This window comes from Aeromonas sp. R4-3 (genome assembly GCF_040908275.1).
GTDB classification, from domain to species: Bacteria; Pseudomonadota; Gammaproteobacteria; order Enterobacterales; family Aeromonadaceae; genus Aeromonas; species Aeromonas rivipollensis.
Genome location: NZ_JBFODK010000021.1, coordinates 41,075 through 57,590 on the forward strand (window position 1 = coordinate 41,075; position 16,516 = coordinate 57,590).

A 16,516-nucleotide genomic window follows, 5' to 3' on the forward strand; every position below is an offset into this window, starting at 1 on the left:
TCTTGAGCGGGCGCTCGTTTGCTAGTCAGCATAATGATGTGAAAAAATAGTTCAAGGCGAAATTTACATCTTCAAATAGAAGGGGTGGGTTAGTTGGATGTATCTGTCGGAATAGCCTCCAGCAGTAGAATGGATCACAATTTCACCCTGCTTACACCTGCTTAATCCTCTGCCAAGTAGCAATAAAACGCGATTTGCCTCTTTCCCCTCCCTGGTGATAACAGCTGTATAACAAAGGCTGTACAGATCATAATCTGCCGAGATGCATAAAATTTCATCTGCCATGGCGGTGGGCAACACCAGTGCCAGTCGTCCATTCTGACTCAGCAGACGACGGCTTGCCGCCAGCAGCGCATGGGGATCGAGCGCGCCAGTGTGACGGGCTAGCGCCCTGGCCGGATCGCTAAATACCTGACCTGCCACGAAATAGGGAGGGTTGGAGACGATGAGATCGTAAGGAGCCGCCTGATAATCCTGAATGGCGCTCTCTATAATGCTGACCCGGGTGGCCCAGGGGGAGGCCGCCACGTTATCCCTGGCCTGGTCCGCTGCATCCTTATCCAGCTCCACCCCGTCGATCCGGCAGTCGTTCGTGCTGCGCTGTGCCAGCATCAGGGCGATCAGGCCGCTGCCGGTGCCGATATCGAGTACCCGGTGCGCCTGTTCGACTGGCGCCCAGGCCCCCAGCAGGATGCCGTCGGTGCCCACCTTCATGGCACAGCGGTCATGGTCGATGTGAAATTGTTTGAAGGTAAAACCGCTGCTACGTCCCATCTGACCCTCGTTGCTCGTCTGCCATGGCGAAAATGGTCGGCGATTATAGCGGCTAAGCCACAGTCGCCATAGGAGCCGGCGGCATAATCGCCTATAATCAGCCGCTTCCTTAATGACCGAGTATTGCCATGAGCCAGTCCTTTGATGATTTCGACCTGAATCCAGCCCTCAACCGGGCCTTGGCCGAGATGGGTTTCACCCGCCCCACCACCATTCAGCAGATGGTGCTGGAGCCAGCCCTGGACGGCCGCGATATTCTGGCATCAGCTCCGACCGGTACCGGCAAGACAGCCGCCTTCCTGCTGCCCGCCATGCAGCACCTGCTGGACTTCCCGCGTCGCAAGCCGGGCCCTTGCCGCATGCTGATCCTGACTCCGACCCGCGAGCTGGCGCTGCAGGTCAGTGCCCATGCCAGGGCGCTGGCGGTGCATACCCACCTCAGCATCGAGACCATCATCGGCGGCGTCAGCCATGAAGAGCAACTGCCGGCCCTGACCAAGACCACCGACATAGTCGTGGCCACCCCGGGTCGCCTGCTGGAGTACATAGAAAAGGAAGAGTTCGAGAGCCACGACATCGAGGTGCTGGTGCTGGATGAAGCGGACCGCATGCTGGACATGGGCTTCATCAAGGATGTGAACCGCATAGTGGCCGAGGCGCGCTACCGCAAGCACACCATGTTGTTCTCCGCCACCCTGGAAGGGGCCGGTCTCGAGAAGTTCGCGAGCGAGATCCTCAAAGATCCGGTGGAGCTGCATGCCGAGCCGCCCCGCAGCGAGCGCCGCCCCATCACCCAGTGGGTGCACCTGGCCGATGACGCCGCCCACAAGCTGGCGCTGCTGATCCACATTCTGAAGGATCCCCAGACCCAGAAGGCCATCGTCTTCGTCAAGACCCGCGAGCGGCTGGCGGAGCTCTCCGGCCAGTTGCAGGCGGCCGGTGTCTCCTGTGCCTGGATCCGTGGCGAGATGGAGCAGAGCAAGCGCGTCGAGTCGATTCGCAAGTTCCATGAAGGGGAGGTGCCCTTCCTCATCGCCACCGATGTGGCCGCCCGGGGCATCGACCTGCCCAACGTCAGCCACGTCATCAACTACGACATGCCCTACGGCACCGACGTCTACGTCCACCGTATCGGCCGTACCGGTCGCGCCGGCAACCGTGGCTGCGCCATCAGCCTGGTAGAAGCCCACGACATGGCCATGGTGGCCAAGATAGAGCGCTACACCGAGGAGCGCCTCAAGCGCCGGGTGATCGATGAGCTGCGCCCCAGGCACAAGGAGGCGCGGGTGCCGGTGAAGAAGAAAAAGCCGAAGGATGGCAAGAAAAAGAGCGCCAAGAAGAAAAAGAAGTAATGCCCCATTGACGCTGCAACGGCCATCCTCGGATGGCCGTTTTGCTGCCGCTCTCCCGGGCCTGTGGAGATAAGCGCGCAGAAAAAAGCCGACGCATGAACGTCGGCCAACAAAAAGTGCTTACAACAGAGGATTCATAGGTTCAGACCCGGGGATCCCGAACTTGGTTCCCTCCATTTGTAATTAATTTTCAGCGCGCTTGAACATCAGGGTGCGATCGTCGGACTCTTCTGGCACGAAATAGTAGCCAGCCTCATTGAACCCGGTCAGCTGGGTCACCTCGGTCAGCCTGTGCTTGATGATGTGGCGGGCCATCATGCCGCGGGCCTTTTTGGCGTAGAAGCTGATGATCTTGAACTGGCCGTTTTTCTCGTCCTTGAACACCGGAGTCACTATGCGGCCCTTCAGGGCGCCCGGGCGAACCGACTTGAAGTATTCGTCAGACGCCAGATTGACCAGCACCTCGCTGCCCTGTGCGGCCAGCACCTTGTTCAGGTGCTCTGTGATGATGTCACCCCAGAACTGATAGAGATCCTTGCCGCGCTCGTTGTCGAGGCGGATCCCCATCTCCAGCCGGTAGGGCATCATCAGATCCAGCGGTCGCAACACCCCGTAGAGGCCGGACAGCATGCGCAGGTGCGCCTGGGCAAAGTCGAGGTCGGCCTCGCTGAAATCCTCCACTGCCAGGCCGGTGTAGACGTCACCCTTGAAGGCCAGCAGCGCCTGGCGGGCATTGCTCGGGGTGAAATCCGGCTGCCACTGGGCAAAGCGGGCGGCGTTGAGCCCCGCCAGCTTGTCGCTGATCTTCATCAGGCTGGCGATCTGATCCGGGGTCAGCTGCCTGGCCCTGTGGATCAGCCGGGCGGAGTGATCCAGCAGCTCGGGCAGGGTGAAACGGGAGGTCACCAGCGGCGACTCGTAATCCAGCGTCTTGGCCGGGGAAACCACAATCAGCATAACTGTCCTTTACTAGCGGTGACGCACGCCCCTCATTCATCCAGGGTCACGTTGTCGAGTGTGCCTGCACCCAGCTGCTCGCGACCCGACAGCTTGATCAGCAGTCGCAGGTCGTTGGCGGAGTCGGCATGGGCAAGGGCCTCACTGTAGCCAATTTGGCCGGCGCAGAACAGGGCGAACAGGGCCTGATCGAAGGTCTGCATGCCGAGCTCGCCGGATTTGGTCATCACCTCCTTGAGCCTGTGCATCTCTCCCTTGCGGACTATGTCGGTGATGAGCGGGGTGTTGAGCAGTATCTCGAAGGCGGCGACACGGCGCTGCCCGTGAAGGGAGGGCAGCAGTTGCTGTGCCACTATGGCGCGCAGGTTGAAGGAGAGATCGAACAGGAACTGGCGATGCTTCTCCTGCGGCACCAGATGGAGGATGCGATCCAGCGCCTGGTTGGCATTGTTGGCGTGCAGGGTGGCGAGACAGAGGTGGCCCGTCTCGGCAAACTGGATGGCCAGCTCCATGGTCTCCTGGGTGCGGATCTCGCCGATGAGGATGACGTCCGGCGCCTGGCGCATGGAGTTCTTGAGGGCCACGTTGAAGGACTCGGTATCGATCCCCACCTCCCGCTGGGTCACCAGGCAGCGCCCATGCTGGTGGACGAACTCCACCGGATCCTCCACCGTCAGTATGTGGCCGTCGCCGTGCTGGTTGCGGTAGCCTATCATGGCCGCCTGGGTGGTGGACTTGCCGGCCCCGGTGGCGCCGACGAACAGCACCAGGCCGCGCTTGGCCATGGCGACCTCCTGCAGTATGGAAGGTAGCGTCAGTTCCTCGAAGGTGGGAATGCGGGTCTCGATGCGGCGCAGCACCATGCCCGGCAGATCCTGTTGCCAGAAGGCGCTGATCCGAAATCGCCCCAGCCCCTCGCGGTGAATGGCGTAGTTGGCCTCCCGGGTGTGCAGGTAGCGCTCGAAGTGCGCCTCGTCCAGGCTCTCCCTGACCAGCGCCAGTGCCGCCTGCTTGTCCAGCGGGCTCCCCCCGAGTGGCGCCAGACGCCCGTTGACCTTGAGGGTGGGAGGGGCATCGACCGTGATGAAGAGATCCGAGCCCTTTTGTTCAACCAGTGCAGCGAGCAGAACATCCATGTTCATAGCGACTCCTTGGGTGTGAAAGCGTCTTAAATGCTGTTGGGATCGGCCGCCTTGGCCTTGGCGTCGAGGGCGGCAACGACGCCCCGGTTGACGAGCTGCTTGAGGCTCTGATCCATGGTCTGCATGCCGTGGGTCATCCCGGTCTGGATGATGGAGTAGAGCTGGGCGACCTTGTCTTCCCGGATCAGGTTTCGCACCGCCGGGATCCCCAGCATGATCTCGTGGGCCGCCACCCGGCCGCCGCCGATCCGCTTGAGCAGGGTCTGGGAGATGACAGCCCGCAGGGACTCGGAGAGCATGGATCTCACCATGTCCTTCTCCGAGCCGGGGAAGACGTCGATGATCCTGTCTATGGTCTTGGCCGCCGACGAGGTGTGCAGGGTGCCGAACACCAGATGGCCCGTCTCCGCCGCCGTCATGGCGAGGCGTATGGTCTCCAGATCGCGCATTTCCCCCACCAGTATGATGTCCGGGTCTTCACGCAGGGCCGAGCGCAGGGCGTTGGCGAAACTCTTGGTATCGCGATGCACCTCGCGCTGGTTGACCAGGCAACGCTTGTTCTCGTGCACGAACTCGATGGGATCCTCGATGGTGAGGATGTGGTGGTGGAAGTTGTCGTTGATGTAATCGACCATGGCCGCGAGCGTGGTGGACTTGCCCGAACCGGTCGGGCCCGTGACCAGCACCAGGCCGCGGGGAAACTCCGCTATCTTGCGAAACATCTCCGGCGCCCCCAGATCTTCCAGGGTCAGGACTGTGCTCGGTATGGTACGAAACACGGCGCCAGAGCCCCGCGACTGCTGGAAGGCGTTGACCCGGAAGCGCGCCATGCCGGGCACCTCGAAGGAGAAGTCCACCTCGAAATTCTCCTCCAGCTCCTTGCGCTGGTGGTCGTTCATGATGTCGTAGATGAGGGCGTGCACTTCACGGTGATCCAGGGCGGGCAAATTGATCTTGCGAACCTCCCCATCAACCCTGATCATCGGGGGAACCCCGGCCGAGAGGTGTAGATCCGAGGCCTTATGCTTTACACTGAAAGCCAATAACTCTGTGATATCCATAGATTTGTTATTCTCCCATCACAAGATCACGAACGAAATATGAGCCAGATTGCCCAGCACCTGCTTCAGGTAAAGGAACGTATTGTACAGGCCGCCAGGCGAGTTGGCCGTGGCGCCGATCATATCCAGCTGCTTGCGGTCAGCAAGACCAAGCCGCTTGAAGACATCCAGGCCGCCTATGCCGCCGGTCAGCGCCGCTTTGGCGAATCCTATGCCCAGGAGGCCGCGCTCAAGATAGATACCCTGCGTGAGCAGGCGGCCTGCCAAGACATAGAGTGGCACTTTATCGGCCCGCTGCAATCGAACAAATCCAGGCTGGTGGCGGAGCGATTCGATTGGGTGCAAAGTGTCGATCGTGACAAACTCATCGAGCGCCTCAACAACCAGCGTCCAGCCGGGTTGTCACCGCTAAATGTCTGTCTGCAAATCAATATTAGCGGAGAGAGCAGCAAATCCGGTACGTCGGAGCAAGAGATTTTCCGGCTGGCCGCCCTGGTTGACCAGAGCAAGCGACTGGTGCTGCGTGGCCTGATGGCGATCCCGGAGCACACCAGCGACGAGGCGGTTCTGGCCGCGCAGATGCGGCGCATGCAGGCTCTGTTCACCGAGCTTGCGCAACAATACCCTAGCGTCGACACCCTTTCGATGGGCATGACCGAGGATCTCGAGGCCGCCGTCGCCCATGGCAGCACCATGGTCCGGGTCGGCACTGCCATCTTCGGTGCCCGCGATTACTCATAAACAGAAGCACGCGGTGCAGCCTGCCCTCGCCTTCGTCGGCGCAGGTGAACCGCCGTGTTGGCAGCCAATAACAGGAGTGTTTGATGCAACATAGAACCCTCGCCTTCATCGGGGCGGGAAACATGAGCCGAAGCATCATTGCCGGTCTGATCCAGGCCGGTTATCCGGCCGAGCGGATCACCGCCGCCAACCCCAGCCGGCCCAAGCTGGACCAGCTGGCTGACCAGTTCGGCATTCGCATCACCCAGAACAACGCCGAGGCGGCCCGTGAGGCCGAGGTCATAGTGCTGGCGGTCAAACCCCAGCTGATGGCGGCCATGCTGGAGGCGCTGGTGGCCGAGCTGGGTTCCCTCGAAGGCAAGCTGCTCGTCTCCATCGCTGCCGGCATCAAGGTTGAGCGGTTGCAGGAGATGGCGGGGGGACATGCCCGCATCATCCGCACCATGCCCAATACTCCTTCCCTGCTGGGATTGGGGATGACGGGCCTCTATGCCCCGACCGGCATAGCGCAGGCGGATCGCGACTTCGCCGAGCAGATGATGCAGGCCGTCGGCAAGACCCTCTGGGTCGCGCAGGAGAGCGGCATCAACGGCGTCATCGCCGCGGCGGGCAGTGCCCCGGCCTATTTCTTCCTGTTCATGCAGGGGATTGCCGAGGAGGCTGAGGCCATGGGCTTCACTCCCGAGCAGGCCCGTCTGCTGGTGCAGCAGACCGCCCTTGGCGCCGCCGCCATGGTGGAGCAGAACCCCGGGCTCTCCCTGCAGGCCCTGCGCGAGCAGGTCACCAGCAAGGGCGGCACCACGGCCGAGGCCGTCAAGACATTCCAGGAGCAGGGGCTGAAGCCACTGACCGCTCGTGCCATGCAGGCGGCCGTCACCCGGGCCGCCGAGATGGAAACCCTTTTCTGAACCTTTTGTAGCAAGGAGCCCGGATGAACACGGCTTACTTTTTGATTAACACGATTTTTGATCTCTACCTCATGGTGGTGCTGCTGCGAGTCTGGTTGCAGTGGGCCCGCGCCGATTTCTACAACCCCATGAGCCAGATGGTGGTCAAGGTGACCAACCCCCTGGTGATCCCGCTGCGCCGCATCATCCCCGGTTTCGGCGGGCTGGACATGGCCTCGGTGCTGCTGGCGCTCATCATCGCCTTCGCCAAGCTGGCGCTGCTCAAGAGCATGAACGTGCTGCTGACCGACTGGCTGACCCTCAGCCTGTTTGCCGTGCTTACCATTCTGAAGAAGACGGGTTCCATGATCTTCTGGGTGCTGCTGATCCGCGCCATCCTGAGCTGGGTAAGCCAGGGTCGCAACCCCATCGAGTACGTGATGCATCAGCTGACCGAACCCTTCCTGGCACCTATCCGCCGCATACTGCCGGCGCTGGGTGGCCTGGATCTCTCCGTGCTGGTCGCCTTCATCGCGCTGCAGGCCATAAACTATCTGTTGGGGGATCTGTTCGGTCAGCTGTGGTGGATGATCTGATGCCAGCCGTCCTGCTGGAAGGGGACGCACTGATACTGCACCTGATGATCCAGCCCAAGGCGAGCCGGGATCAGATCGTCGGCTTGCACGGGGACGAACTGAAAGTGGCCATCACGGCGCCGCCGGTGGATGGTCAGGCGAACAGCCATCTGATCAAGTATCTGGCCAAACAGTGCAAGGTGGCCAAGGGGCAGGTCCGCATAGTGCGGGGGGAGCTGGGACGGCACAAGACGGTCGCCATAGAGGCACCGAGGCAGATCCCCGCCGAGATCGCCGCCCTGCTGGAGAGTGGAACAGGAGAAGGATGACATCATGAAAACAGTCTGGATGAGCTGCCTGCTGGCGCTCTTGATGACACTGCCGGTGCGGGCCGAGCAGATGAAGGAGCTGGGCCCCTGGCAGGTTCACTACAGCGCCTTCAACTCCAGCTTCCTCACCCCTGAGGTGGCCAAGGCCTATGGCCTGGAGCGCAGCCGCTACAACGGCATCGTCAACATTGCGGTGCAGAACAAGCAAGGGGTGGCTCAGGCGGTGGGCATCAGCGGCGAGGCCAAGAACCTCACCGGCACCATACGTACCCTGAGCTTCCAGGAGGTGAAGGAGGGTGACTCCATTTACTACCTGGCGGTGCTGCCCTACCGGAACGAGGACACCTACCAGTTCACTCTGAAGATCATGGGGGAGGGGCAGCAGCAGACGCTGACCTTCCAGCAGACCTTCTACGTCGACTAGCTGTCCGGATACGATGAAAATGCCCCGAACCCACAGGTTCGGGGCATTTTTTTATCCGGCGAGAGCCTGCCTCCGTATTTAGCGGCTGGCCAGCGGGTAGGTGAACAGGGCCAGGTGGGCGAAGTTGAACAGGAAGTGCAGCAGTATGGCGACGCTCAGCTGTCCGCTGAGCTGGAATGCCAGGCCGTAACAGACCCCCGCCAGGGCGGCAAACAGCACCAGCAGTGGACCACCGGCCAGGTGCGCGGCTCCGAACAGCAGGCTGGCGACCAGGAGACCGAGCCAGGGCTTGCTGCGACTCGCCACCCCTTGCTGGATCAGGCCGCGAAACAGCGCCTCTTCCGCCACGCAGGTGAACACCAGGTTGTTGAAGGCGAACAGCCACCACCAGTGGGGCAGCCCCACTTCGGGCTTGAGGGCCCCCAGTTGCCAGGCGGTGATCAGCAGGGCCGCCAGCGGCAGTATGAGCAGGGCCAGCGGTCGCCAGCGCATAGTGCCGCCCGGGCCGAGCAGGGCGGGCCAGGCCAGCAGCAGGCCGAAGAAGATGAGCGGCTTGTCCAGATTCAGGTAGAGGGTGAAGGGGACGCTGGCGGGGCCGGCCTGTACCCGATCCAGCACCTTGAGGTTGTCAAAGCCAGGCACCAGGTGCAGCGTCAGGGCCATGGCCCACAGCAGCACCAGCGTCAGTGCCACGCCACGCCAGGGTTGGGGCAGGCCGGGCGTGCGCCAGGCCAGCAAGAGACCGGCGAAGCTGACCAGTGCGGCGACGGGGCTGAGTCGCTCCAGCCAAAGGGCGGTCAGCAGGGCGACCCCCAGCAGGATCAGGCCGCTCCTCTGCTGGCGGGCTAGGCAGAGCAGTACGGCCAGTCCCAGGGCGAGCCAGATGAGGGTGTCAGGGAGTGGTAACATTGAGTCTCCTTGTGGGTTCCAAGGGGCGCACCTTAACCAGCCTCTGTCTCTCGCACAAGGCGCAATGGACTGGTCGGAGCCCTGTCGTGCCCCTTCTTGCCGATGGTTCTGGCCGGTCTGGATAATAAAAAAGCCGGAGCAAAGGCTCCGGCTTTGGGGATAGATGGTGGCCCGGATGAAGGGGCCCAAGCCAGATTAACGGCCGGATTCGGCGATGACGCGGGCTATGATGTCGGCGCGCTTGGTCGCTTCCAGCTCGCCCAGGGCGATGAGGCCGGCCTTGAAGATGACGTTCTTCGGCAGGCTGACGTCGTCCAGGGTGGTGATGGCTTCGACATGCAGGCCGTTCAGGCGGCTGGCATCGCGCGGGCTCAGGTTGACCTGGGTATTCATCACCTGCTTGCCTTTCTTCTTGGCAGGCACGGCGGCTTTCTGGCTGGATTCCTGTTCTTCGTCTTCCGGCAGTTCGTCATCAAAATCGTAAATGGACATAGTCAATCCTGTTGGGTTGCAAGGGGCATGCTCGCCCGAAATGTGGGTATTCAGCCCATATCCTCGTTGCGGATAAAGGCGCGCCAGGAGCCGAGCACCTGGGCAAAGTCTTCCAGTCCGCACATGGCCAGCTGCTCATCATCGTAGTAGGCGAGATCGTCGAGATCCTCATCCAGCTCGATATTGAGGACGTTGGCTTTCACCTCGGCCTCCTCAGGGGTGAGCAGCAGCGAATAGTCACCGCCGTGACGCCTGTACTCCGTGCGGGTTCGATTGGAGAGCTGGTCGATGATGGAGAAGAGCTCGTCGAGGGTCTCCTCATCCTTGCCAACTTCATCGATCAGCCACTGACCTATGGCCTCATGGCCCATGGAGAACCGGGCGCGATAGCCACCGAACGGGTCGCGGCGAAATTCATAGTCCATAGCGGAGTCCCTATCGGAAGGGTGGAGCCACCACAACACGGAGCGGCGTGACGCCGGATCCATGATCCTGGGTGGGGCACAGATAGCGTAAAGTGGCCTATTCTAGCGATCCCCCCCGCGCTTGTCTTGATGATGTGGGATCTTTAACGGGTCTGTCCCCCTGATCCAGGCCACCCGGGGGCCCTGTCAACGAATGGTATGGAGAGGCAATGCAGCTCAATGACACCCTTGCTCGTCAGATAGTGAGCCGGGCGATGAAGATATTGTCGTTCTCGGTCAACGTGATGGACGAGCATCGTCTGATCATCGCCTCCGGAAACCCTCTGCCATCTATCCGGAGATGTTATGCAGCTCAATGACACCCTTGCTCGTCAGATAGTGAGCCGGGCGATGAAGATACTGTCGTTCTCGGTGAACGTGATGGACGAGCGCGGCCTTATCATCGCCTCCGGCAACCCGGAGCGGCTCCATCAACGTCACGAGGGGGCCGTGCTGGCGCTGACCGAGAATCGGGTGGTGGAGATAAGCGAAGCGACCGCCCTGCAGCTCAAGGGGGTGAGGCCCGGCATCAACCTGCCCATCGCCTATCAGGGGGAGTTGCTCGGGGTCATCGGCATCTCGGGGGATCCGGAGGAAGTGCGTGCTTACGCCGAGCTGGTGAGGATGACAGCCGAGCTCATTCTGGAGCAGGCGGCGCTCACCGAGCAGTTGCAGTGGGACAAGCGCCACAAGGAGGAGCTGGTGCTGCAGCTCATCCGCGGCGAGGGGCGGGCCGATCAGTTGCAGCAGGCGGCCCGCTTCCTCGATCTCGATCTGGCTCAGCCTCGCGTCGTCGCCGTGCTGGCGCTGGAGGAGGCGGATCCCGCCCGGCTGCGGGAGCTTGTGCACTTGCTGGAAAATCCGGAGCGGGACAACCTGGTGGCCATCAACGGCCTGGACGAGATAGTGGTGCTCAAGCCGGCCCAGCTCAGCGACGGCGTCTGGCAATCGGCGCAGGAGCGCAGCCGCATCAAGCTGCTGCTGGCCCGCATTCCCCATTTCAAGGTGCGCATCGGGGTGGGTGATTACTTCGCCGGGACGGGCGGGTTGGCGCGCTCCTACCAGACCGCCCGCGACACCCTGCGCCGCGGCATGAGCCAGGCACCGCGCAAGCAGGTCTACTTCTTCGAGGATTACCGCCTGCCGGTGCTGCTCGGGAGCCTGGCGGACTCCTGGCAGGCGGATCAGCTGCGGGCCCCCCTGCTAAAGCTGGCAAAGGAGGATGCAAAGGGAACGCTGCAAAAGACACTGCGCCAATATTTCTTGCAGGATTGTGATCTGCATCCCTGTGCCGAAACGCTCTTCATCCACCCCAATACCCTGCGTTATCGACTGACCCGGATAGAGCAGATAACCGGCTTAAGTTTCAACAAGTTAGATGACAAGTTCCTGCTCTATCTCGGGCTCAATCTCGACGGCTGATTTGTTCATGTGAACAAAATAGAAGGCTCCTGAAGCACAAGCTTTGGCTTTTCAGCCAAAGCATTCCGGGCGGGGATCACCATAATGGCCACCACTTACTTCCACTCAAGGTGCCCGTCATGATCCCTGTATCCGCGCTCGGTGCTCTCGCTGCGCTCTCCATCGCCATCTTCCTCATTCTGAAGAAGGTGCCGCCCGCCTACGGCATGATAGTCGGTGCCCTGGCCGGTGGCCTGATCGGCGGCGCCGACCTGACCCAGACCGTCGCCCTGATGATCGGCGGCGCCCAGGGGATCACCACGGCCGTGATGCGGATCCTGGCGGCCGGTGTGCTGGCAGGCGTCTTGATCGAATCGGGGGCCGCCACCACCATCGCCGAGACCATAGTCCGCAAGCTCGGCGAGACCCGTGCCCTGCTGGCCCTGGCGCTGGCCACCCTGATCCTGACCGCGGTCGGCGTCTTCGTGGACGTGGCCGTTATCACTGTCGCCCCCATAGCGCTCGCCATCGCCCGTCGCGCCGATCTCTCCAAGGCCGCCATACTGCTGGCCATGATAGGGGGAGGCAAGGCGGGCAACGTCATGTCCCCCAACCCGAATGCCATAGCCGCGTCCGACGCCTTCCATCTGCCCCTCACCTCAGTGATGGCGGCCGGTATCATCCCGGGCCTGTTCGGTCTGGTGATGGCCTACTGGCTCGCCAAGCGCCTCAACAACAGGGGCAGCAAGGTCGCGGCCGACGAGGTGGTGAACTTTGACGGTGGCAAGCTGCCCGGCTTCTTCGCCGCCATCAGCGCCCCCCTGGTCGCCATACTGCTGCTGGCCCTGCGCCCTGTGGCCGGTATAGTCGTGGATCCCCTCATCGCCCTGCCCCTCGGCGGCCTGGTCGGCGCCCTGATGATGGGCAAGTTCAGCAAGGTGAACCAGTTTGCCGTCTCGGGTCTGGCCCGCATGGCGCCGGTGGCCATCATGCTGCTGGGGACCGGTACCCTGGCGGGCATCATAGCCAACTCGGGTCTGAAGGATGTGCTGATCAGCGGCCTGACCGCCTCCGGCTTGCCCTCCTACCTGCTGGCCCCCATCTCAGGTGCCCTGATGTCGCTGGCGACCGCCTCGACCACGGCCGGCACTGTGGTGGCCTCCAACGTGTTCAGCTCCACCCTGATCGAACTTGGGATCAGCAGTCTGGCGGGGGCCGCCATGATCCATGCCGGTGCCACCGTATTTGACCATATGCCCCACGGCTCCTTCTTCCATGCCACCGGTGGCAGCGTCCACATGGGGGTGGGTGAGCGCCTCAAGCTCATTCCGTACGAAACTGCGGTCGGTCTGACCATTGCAACTGTCTCCACCCTGATGTTTGGCGTGTTTGGCCTCGCCTAAGGAATTGATATGAAAATTGTTATTGCACCCGATTCATTCAAGGAGAGTCTGAGCGCCATGGCGGTGGCCGATGCCATCGAGGCCGGTTTCAAGCTGGTGCTGCCGGATGCCACCTATGTCAAATTGCCCATGGCCGATGGCGGCGAGGGCACTGTGCAGTCCCTGGTGGATGCCACCGGTGGTCACATACTGCCGGTCGAGGTGACGGCACCGCTCGGCAACAAGGTGCAGGGCTTCGTCGGTCTGCTGGGGGATGGCAAACGTGCCGTCATCGAGATGGCGGCGGCCTCCGGTATCCATCTGGTGGCACCGGAGCAGCGCAATCCGCTGCTCACCTCCAGCTTCGGCACTGGCGAGCTGATCCTGGCCGCGCTGGAGATGGGGGTCACTCACCTCATCCTCGGTATCGGCGGCAGTGCCACCAACGACGGTGGTGCCGGCATGATCCAGGCGCTCGGCGGCAAGCTCTTGAAAGAAGATGGCACCCCCATAGCCCTGGGTGGTGCAGGTCTTGCCGAGCTTGCCACCATAGACTTGAGCGGGCTGGACCCCCGCCTGAGCGAGCTGGTCATCGAGGTGGCCTGCGATGTGGACAACCCGCTGTGCGGCCCGAAAGGCGCCTCCGCCGTGTTCGGCCCGCAGAAGGGGGCGACCCCCGAGATGGTGCAGCAGCTGGACGCCAATCTGGCCCACTACGCCGACTGCATCGAGCAGGCCCTCGGCAAGCAGGTGAAGGAACTGCCGGGGGCGGGCGCCGCCGGTGGCATGGGCGCTGCCCTGGTGGGTCTGCTCGGGGCCGAGCTCAAGCCCGGCATCCAGATAGTGATCGAAGCCTTGAAGCTGGCCGATGAAGTGGCCGACGCGGATCTCGTCATCACAGGGGAAGGGCGCATCGACAGCCAGACCATCCACGGCAAGACGCCAATCGGTGTCGCACGCTGCGCCAAGCAGTTTGGCAAGCCGGTGATCGGCATCGCCGGCTGCCTCACCGACGATTGCGGCGTGGTCCATGACCATGGCATCGACGCCGTGTTCGCCGTGGTCAACCGGGCCATGTCCCTGCCGGAGGCGATCGCAACCGCCACCACCAACCTGCAGCTCACGGCCCGCAACGTCGCCGCCCTCTATCTGCTGCGTCGTTAACCCTCTTCTGGCCGGTGCCCGTCACCGGCCACACCCAGCCCCGTGTAGCGGATGTGGTTGCTCGCCTGAGGGCGGACCCTCTGACGCACCTTGCCGATCCTAGGATCGGCTTTTTTATTATCCTGCTGTCTTTTATATGGTTTTTGTATTCTGCCAGTGGCCTTTGCGGCATAGTGATCCCCCATAGTACAAGGAGCAACCCATGATCTTGCTGACCCTGGGGGTACTGCTATTTACCCTGATCCATCTCTATCCCTGCTTCGCCGCAGCGCACCGTGCCCGAATGTGCGATCGGCTGGGGGAGAACCGTTACAAGGGACTCTTCTCGCTGCTGGTGTTCGTCGCCATCGGCTGCATCCTCGCCGGCTGGCGCAGCGCCAGCCCCATGCCGCTCTACTTCCCGCCCGCCTGGGGACCCATGCTGGTGATGGCGGCCATGCCGGTTGCGCTGATCCTGCTCTGCGCAGGGCAGGGGGCCAACCACCTGCGCCGTTGGCTGGTGCATCCCCAGCTGCTCGGCACCCTGCTCTGGGCCTGCGCCCATCTGGCGGTCAACAGCGAGGCACGCTCCCTGGTGCTGTTTGGGGGCTTGGGCGCCTGGGCCCTGGTCAGCATCGTCTGGATTTCGGTGCGGGACTGGCGCACCAAGCCGAGGCCGGCGGCCACCTGGCAGGGGACGGGGATCAGCGTGGGCGCCGGTCTGGCGCTCACGGCCCTGCTCATCTTCTGGGGCCACGGCTGGTTGACCGGGATCCCGCTGCACTGATCCCTGAACCTTGTTCGGGGATCTCGCGTATGATGGAGAAAACCCGAGGAGTCACGTCAATGAAATGGTTCACCCTGCTGCTGTTGCTCGGATCTGGCGCGGCATCTGCCGCCTGTCCCGACTACTTCAATGTGGAGATGCGGGAGCTCAACAATACCCAGCGCCATAACCTCTGCCAGCTGACCGAGGGCAAGGTGGTGCTGGTGGTCAATACCGCTTCTTATTGTGGTTACAGCGGCCAGTTCCGGGATCTGGAGGCGCTCTATCAGAGCTACAAGGACAAGGGCTTGATGGTGCTGGGGTTCCCCTCCAACGACTTCTGGCAGGAGGCGGGCAATGAGAACAAGACCGCCGAGGTGTGTCGCCGGGATTACGGTGTGACCTTCCCCATGTTCAACCGGGTCTCGGTGCGTGGCGCCGATGCGGTACCCCTGTTCAAGGGGCTGGCGGCCGCCGCCGATGGGGATGCGCCCAACTGGAACTTCCACAAATACCTGGTGGGCCGCGATGGCAAGCTGATTGCGAGCTATGGCGCCAATCAGAATCCGGCCGATGATCCCCTCAAGGAGCAGCTGATCCAGGCGCTGGGACGCTGACCCTACCCCCTGGCGGGCGGCTCTGGAATAATGGGGGCCCGCCACCCACTCTGGTTATCCCGTGCTGCAACGTCTTCCCCAAATGGTGATCTTCGATGCCCTGGTCCGCGAGCAGGGCATCTCTGCCGCCGCGCGGCGGCTCGGGGTCTCCAAGTCCCATATCAGCAAGCAGCTGGCCCAGCTTGAGACAGCGCTCGGGGCCCAGCTGGTGCAACGCACCACTCGCCGCTTCTCCCTGACCGAACTCGGTCAGGAGTATGCCCGTCACTGCCGCGCCCTGGTGGCGGTGGCCCTGGAGGCGGACTCCATGGTGGCGGAGCGACGCGGCAAGGTGAGCGGCGTGCTGCACCTGGGGGTGGGCCAGTCTTTCGGCCGCTTGCACGTGATCCCGCGGCTCAAGGCATTCCAGGCGCGCTACCCCGATCTGGAGCTGGAAGTCTCCCTGTTTGACCACAGAACCAACCTGGTGGATGAGGGGCTGGATCTCTGGATCACCACCTACGAGGACAAGCCCGAGGGGCTGGTGGGGCAGCGGCTGGCAGACATCGGCTTCGTGCTGGTGGCCTCGCCGGACTATCTGCTGAGCCACGGCACCCCGCTGCACCCCAAGGATCTGGCCAGGCACAACTGCATCACCTACCAGAGCCGGGAGCGGCGCTACCACGAGTGGTCGTTTCGCCAGGGCAAGGAGCGCCAGACGGTGCAGGTGGCCGGCAACTACAGGGTGGATCTGGCGGAGGCGGTGCGGGACGCCGCCCTGGCCGGGCTCGGCATCGCCTATGTTGCCAACTACCTGCTGGACAAGGAGCTGCAATCCGGTCAGCTCATTCCCCTGCTGCCCCAGTGGCGCCCGAACCAGAAGATGGCGGTGCACGCCGTCTATGCCAGGCGCGAGCACCTGGATCCCAAGATCCGCCTCTTCATCGACTTCCTCAAGGAGAGCTTCGGCCCCGAACCCTATTGGGCGCAGCGGCTGGCCCCCTGGCTTGGGGGCAGATTGTCCGGTGTGGAGGAATAATCGTTTCCATACAAGAACACTGACTTTCGCCTGATACCAAACACGAGCCAAATCAGCCAGTTGGCGCAACCGATATCGTGCA

At 62.5% G+C, this 16,516-nt stretch carries 19 protein-coding genes and 1 pseudogene; 13 read left to right on the top strand and 7 right to left on the bottom strand.

The features are described from left to right. Positions 1-63 precede the first annotated feature (63 nt). Entirely contained in the window at positions 64-774 is a 711-nt protein-coding gene (locus AB5Y91_RS04765; protein WP_289986395.1) for a tRNA1(Val) (adenine(37)-N6)-methyltransferase, read from the bottom strand. Between the two features lie 128 nt (positions 775-902). Between AB5Y91_RS04765 and srmB the strand changes: the two genes are divergently transcribed. Then, entirely contained in the window at positions 903-2,126 is a 1,224-nt protein-coding gene (gene srmB, locus AB5Y91_RS04770) for an ATP-dependent RNA helicase SrmB (RefSeq protein WP_106885020.1), read from the top strand. Positions 2,127-2,309: 183 nt separating this feature from the next. Here srmB and yaaA read toward each other — a convergent pair whose 3' ends face one another. Genes yaaA through tapT form a run of 3 tightly spaced genes read right to left on the bottom strand, consistent with a single transcriptional unit; the run spans position 2,310 to position 5,286 of the window. Further along, positions 2,310-3,083: a peroxide stress protein YaaA gene (yaaA, locus tag AB5Y91_RS04775; protein ID WP_368169201.1), complete on the bottom strand. Its 774-nt coding sequence runs from the start codon at positions 3,081-3,083 to the stop codon at positions 2,310-2,312. A gap of 32 nt (positions 3,084-3,115) precedes the next feature. Further along, positions 3,116-4,225, bottom strand: a complete 1,110-nt coding sequence (locus AB5Y91_RS04780; RefSeq protein WP_368169202.1) for a PilT/PilU family type 4a pilus ATPase — start codon at positions 4,223-4,225, stop codon at positions 3,116-3,118. 26 nt (positions 4,226-4,251) lie between these two features. Next, a complete protein-coding gene (tapT, locus tag AB5Y91_RS04785) occupies positions 4,252-5,286 on the bottom strand; it encodes a type IVa pilus ATPase TapT (protein WP_111912129.1) in 1,035 nt (344 codons plus the stop codon). A 39-nt stretch (positions 5,287-5,325) separates the two neighbouring features. Here tapT and AB5Y91_RS04790 point away from each other — a divergent pair, with 39 nt between their 5' ends. From AB5Y91_RS04790 to AB5Y91_RS04810, 5 genes are all read left to right on the top strand, one after another. Further along, positions 5,326-6,027: a YggS family pyridoxal phosphate-dependent enzyme gene (locus tag AB5Y91_RS04790; RefSeq protein WP_234675995.1), complete on the top strand. Its 702-nt coding sequence runs from the start codon at positions 5,326-5,328 to the stop codon at positions 6,025-6,027. Positions 6,028-6,110: 83 nt separating this feature from the next. Next, positions 6,111-6,935, top strand: a complete 825-nt coding sequence (gene proC / locus AB5Y91_RS04795) for a pyrroline-5-carboxylate reductase (RefSeq protein WP_368169203.1) — start codon at positions 6,111-6,113, stop codon at positions 6,933-6,935. A 23-nt stretch (positions 6,936-6,958) separates the two neighbouring features. Beyond that, on the top strand, positions 6,959-7,510 hold the full coding sequence (locus AB5Y91_RS04800) for a YggT family protein (RefSeq protein WP_025325667.1): 552 nt from the start codon (positions 6,959-6,961) through the stop codon (positions 7,508-7,510). Beyond that, positions 7,510-7,818, top strand: coding sequence for a DUF167 family protein YggU (gene yggU / locus AB5Y91_RS04805; protein WP_111912133.1), 309 nt, complete (start codon positions 7,510-7,512; stop codon positions 7,816-7,818). Before AB5Y91_RS04800 ends, yggU begins: the two co-directional genes overlap by 1 nt. A gap of 4 nt (positions 7,819-7,822) precedes the next feature. After that, positions 7,823-8,242, top strand: a complete 420-nt coding sequence (locus tag AB5Y91_RS04810) for a DUF4426 domain-containing protein (protein ID WP_025325669.1) — start codon at positions 7,823-7,825, stop codon at positions 8,240-8,242. A 78-nt stretch (positions 8,243-8,320) separates the two neighbouring features. Here AB5Y91_RS04810 and AB5Y91_RS04815 read toward each other — a convergent pair whose 3' ends face one another. The 3 genes from AB5Y91_RS04815 to AB5Y91_RS04825 all read right to left on the bottom strand — a co-directional run bounded on the left by AB5Y91_RS04815 (position 8,321) and on the right by AB5Y91_RS04825 (position 10,068). Beyond that, positions 8,321-9,151, bottom strand: a complete 831-nt coding sequence (locus tag AB5Y91_RS04815; protein WP_368169204.1) for a lysostaphin resistance A-like protein — start codon at positions 9,149-9,151, stop codon at positions 8,321-8,323. A 195-nt stretch (positions 9,152-9,346) separates the two neighbouring features. Then, positions 9,347-9,643 carry a hypothetical protein gene (locus AB5Y91_RS04820; protein ID WP_005332293.1) on the bottom strand — a complete coding sequence of 99 codons (297 nt, stop codon included), beginning with the start codon at positions 9,641-9,643 and terminating at the stop codon, positions 9,347-9,349. Between the two features lie 50 nt (positions 9,644-9,693). Further along, on the bottom strand, positions 9,694-10,068 hold the full coding sequence (locus AB5Y91_RS04825; RefSeq protein WP_025325672.1) for a YacL family protein: 375 nt from the start codon (positions 10,066-10,068) through the stop codon (positions 9,694-9,696). Positions 10,069-10,277: 209 nt separating this feature from the next. On the opposite strand from AB5Y91_RS04825, the pseudogene AB5Y91_RS04830 reads away from it, so the two are divergent. The 7 genes and pseudogenes from AB5Y91_RS04830 to AB5Y91_RS04860 form a co-directional block, all read left to right on the top strand. Beyond that, positions 10,278-10,391: pseudogene (locus tag AB5Y91_RS04830) on the top strand (sugar diacid recognition domain-containing protein); the annotation flags it as partial. Between the two features lie 22 nt (positions 10,392-10,413). Then, positions 10,414-11,529, top strand: coding sequence for a sugar diacid recognition domain-containing protein (locus AB5Y91_RS04835; RefSeq protein ID WP_368169205.1), 1,116 nt, complete (start codon positions 10,414-10,416; stop codon positions 11,527-11,529). Positions 11,530-11,648: 119 nt separating this feature from the next. Then, positions 11,649-12,911 (top strand): GntP family permease, encoded by a 1,263-nt coding sequence (locus tag AB5Y91_RS04840; RefSeq protein WP_111912139.1) that lies wholly within the window; start codon positions 11,649-11,651, stop codon positions 12,909-12,911. Between the two features lie 9 nt (positions 12,912-12,920). Beyond that, a complete protein-coding gene (locus AB5Y91_RS04845; protein WP_368169206.1) occupies positions 12,921-14,054 on the top strand; it encodes a glycerate kinase in 1,134 nt (377 codons plus the stop codon). 202 nt (positions 14,055-14,256) lie between these two features. After that, the gene (locus AB5Y91_RS04850; protein WP_368169207.1) at positions 14,257-14,820 is read left to right on the top strand and encodes an NnrU family protein; all 564 of its coding nucleotides are present in this window, start codon (positions 14,257-14,259) and stop codon (positions 14,818-14,820) included. Positions 14,821-14,879: 59 nt separating this feature from the next. Further along, positions 14,880-15,416 carry a glutathione peroxidase gene (locus AB5Y91_RS04855; RefSeq protein ID WP_025325677.1) on the top strand — a complete coding sequence of 179 codons (537 nt, stop codon included), beginning with the start codon at positions 14,880-14,882 and terminating at the stop codon, positions 15,414-15,416. 82 nt (positions 15,417-15,498) lie between these two features. Further along, positions 15,499-16,434: a LysR family transcriptional regulator gene (locus tag AB5Y91_RS04860; RefSeq protein ID WP_368169237.1), complete on the top strand. Its 936-nt coding sequence runs from the start codon at positions 15,499-15,501 to the stop codon at positions 16,432-16,434. The last annotated feature ends 82 nt before the right edge of the window (positions 16,435-16,516 follow it).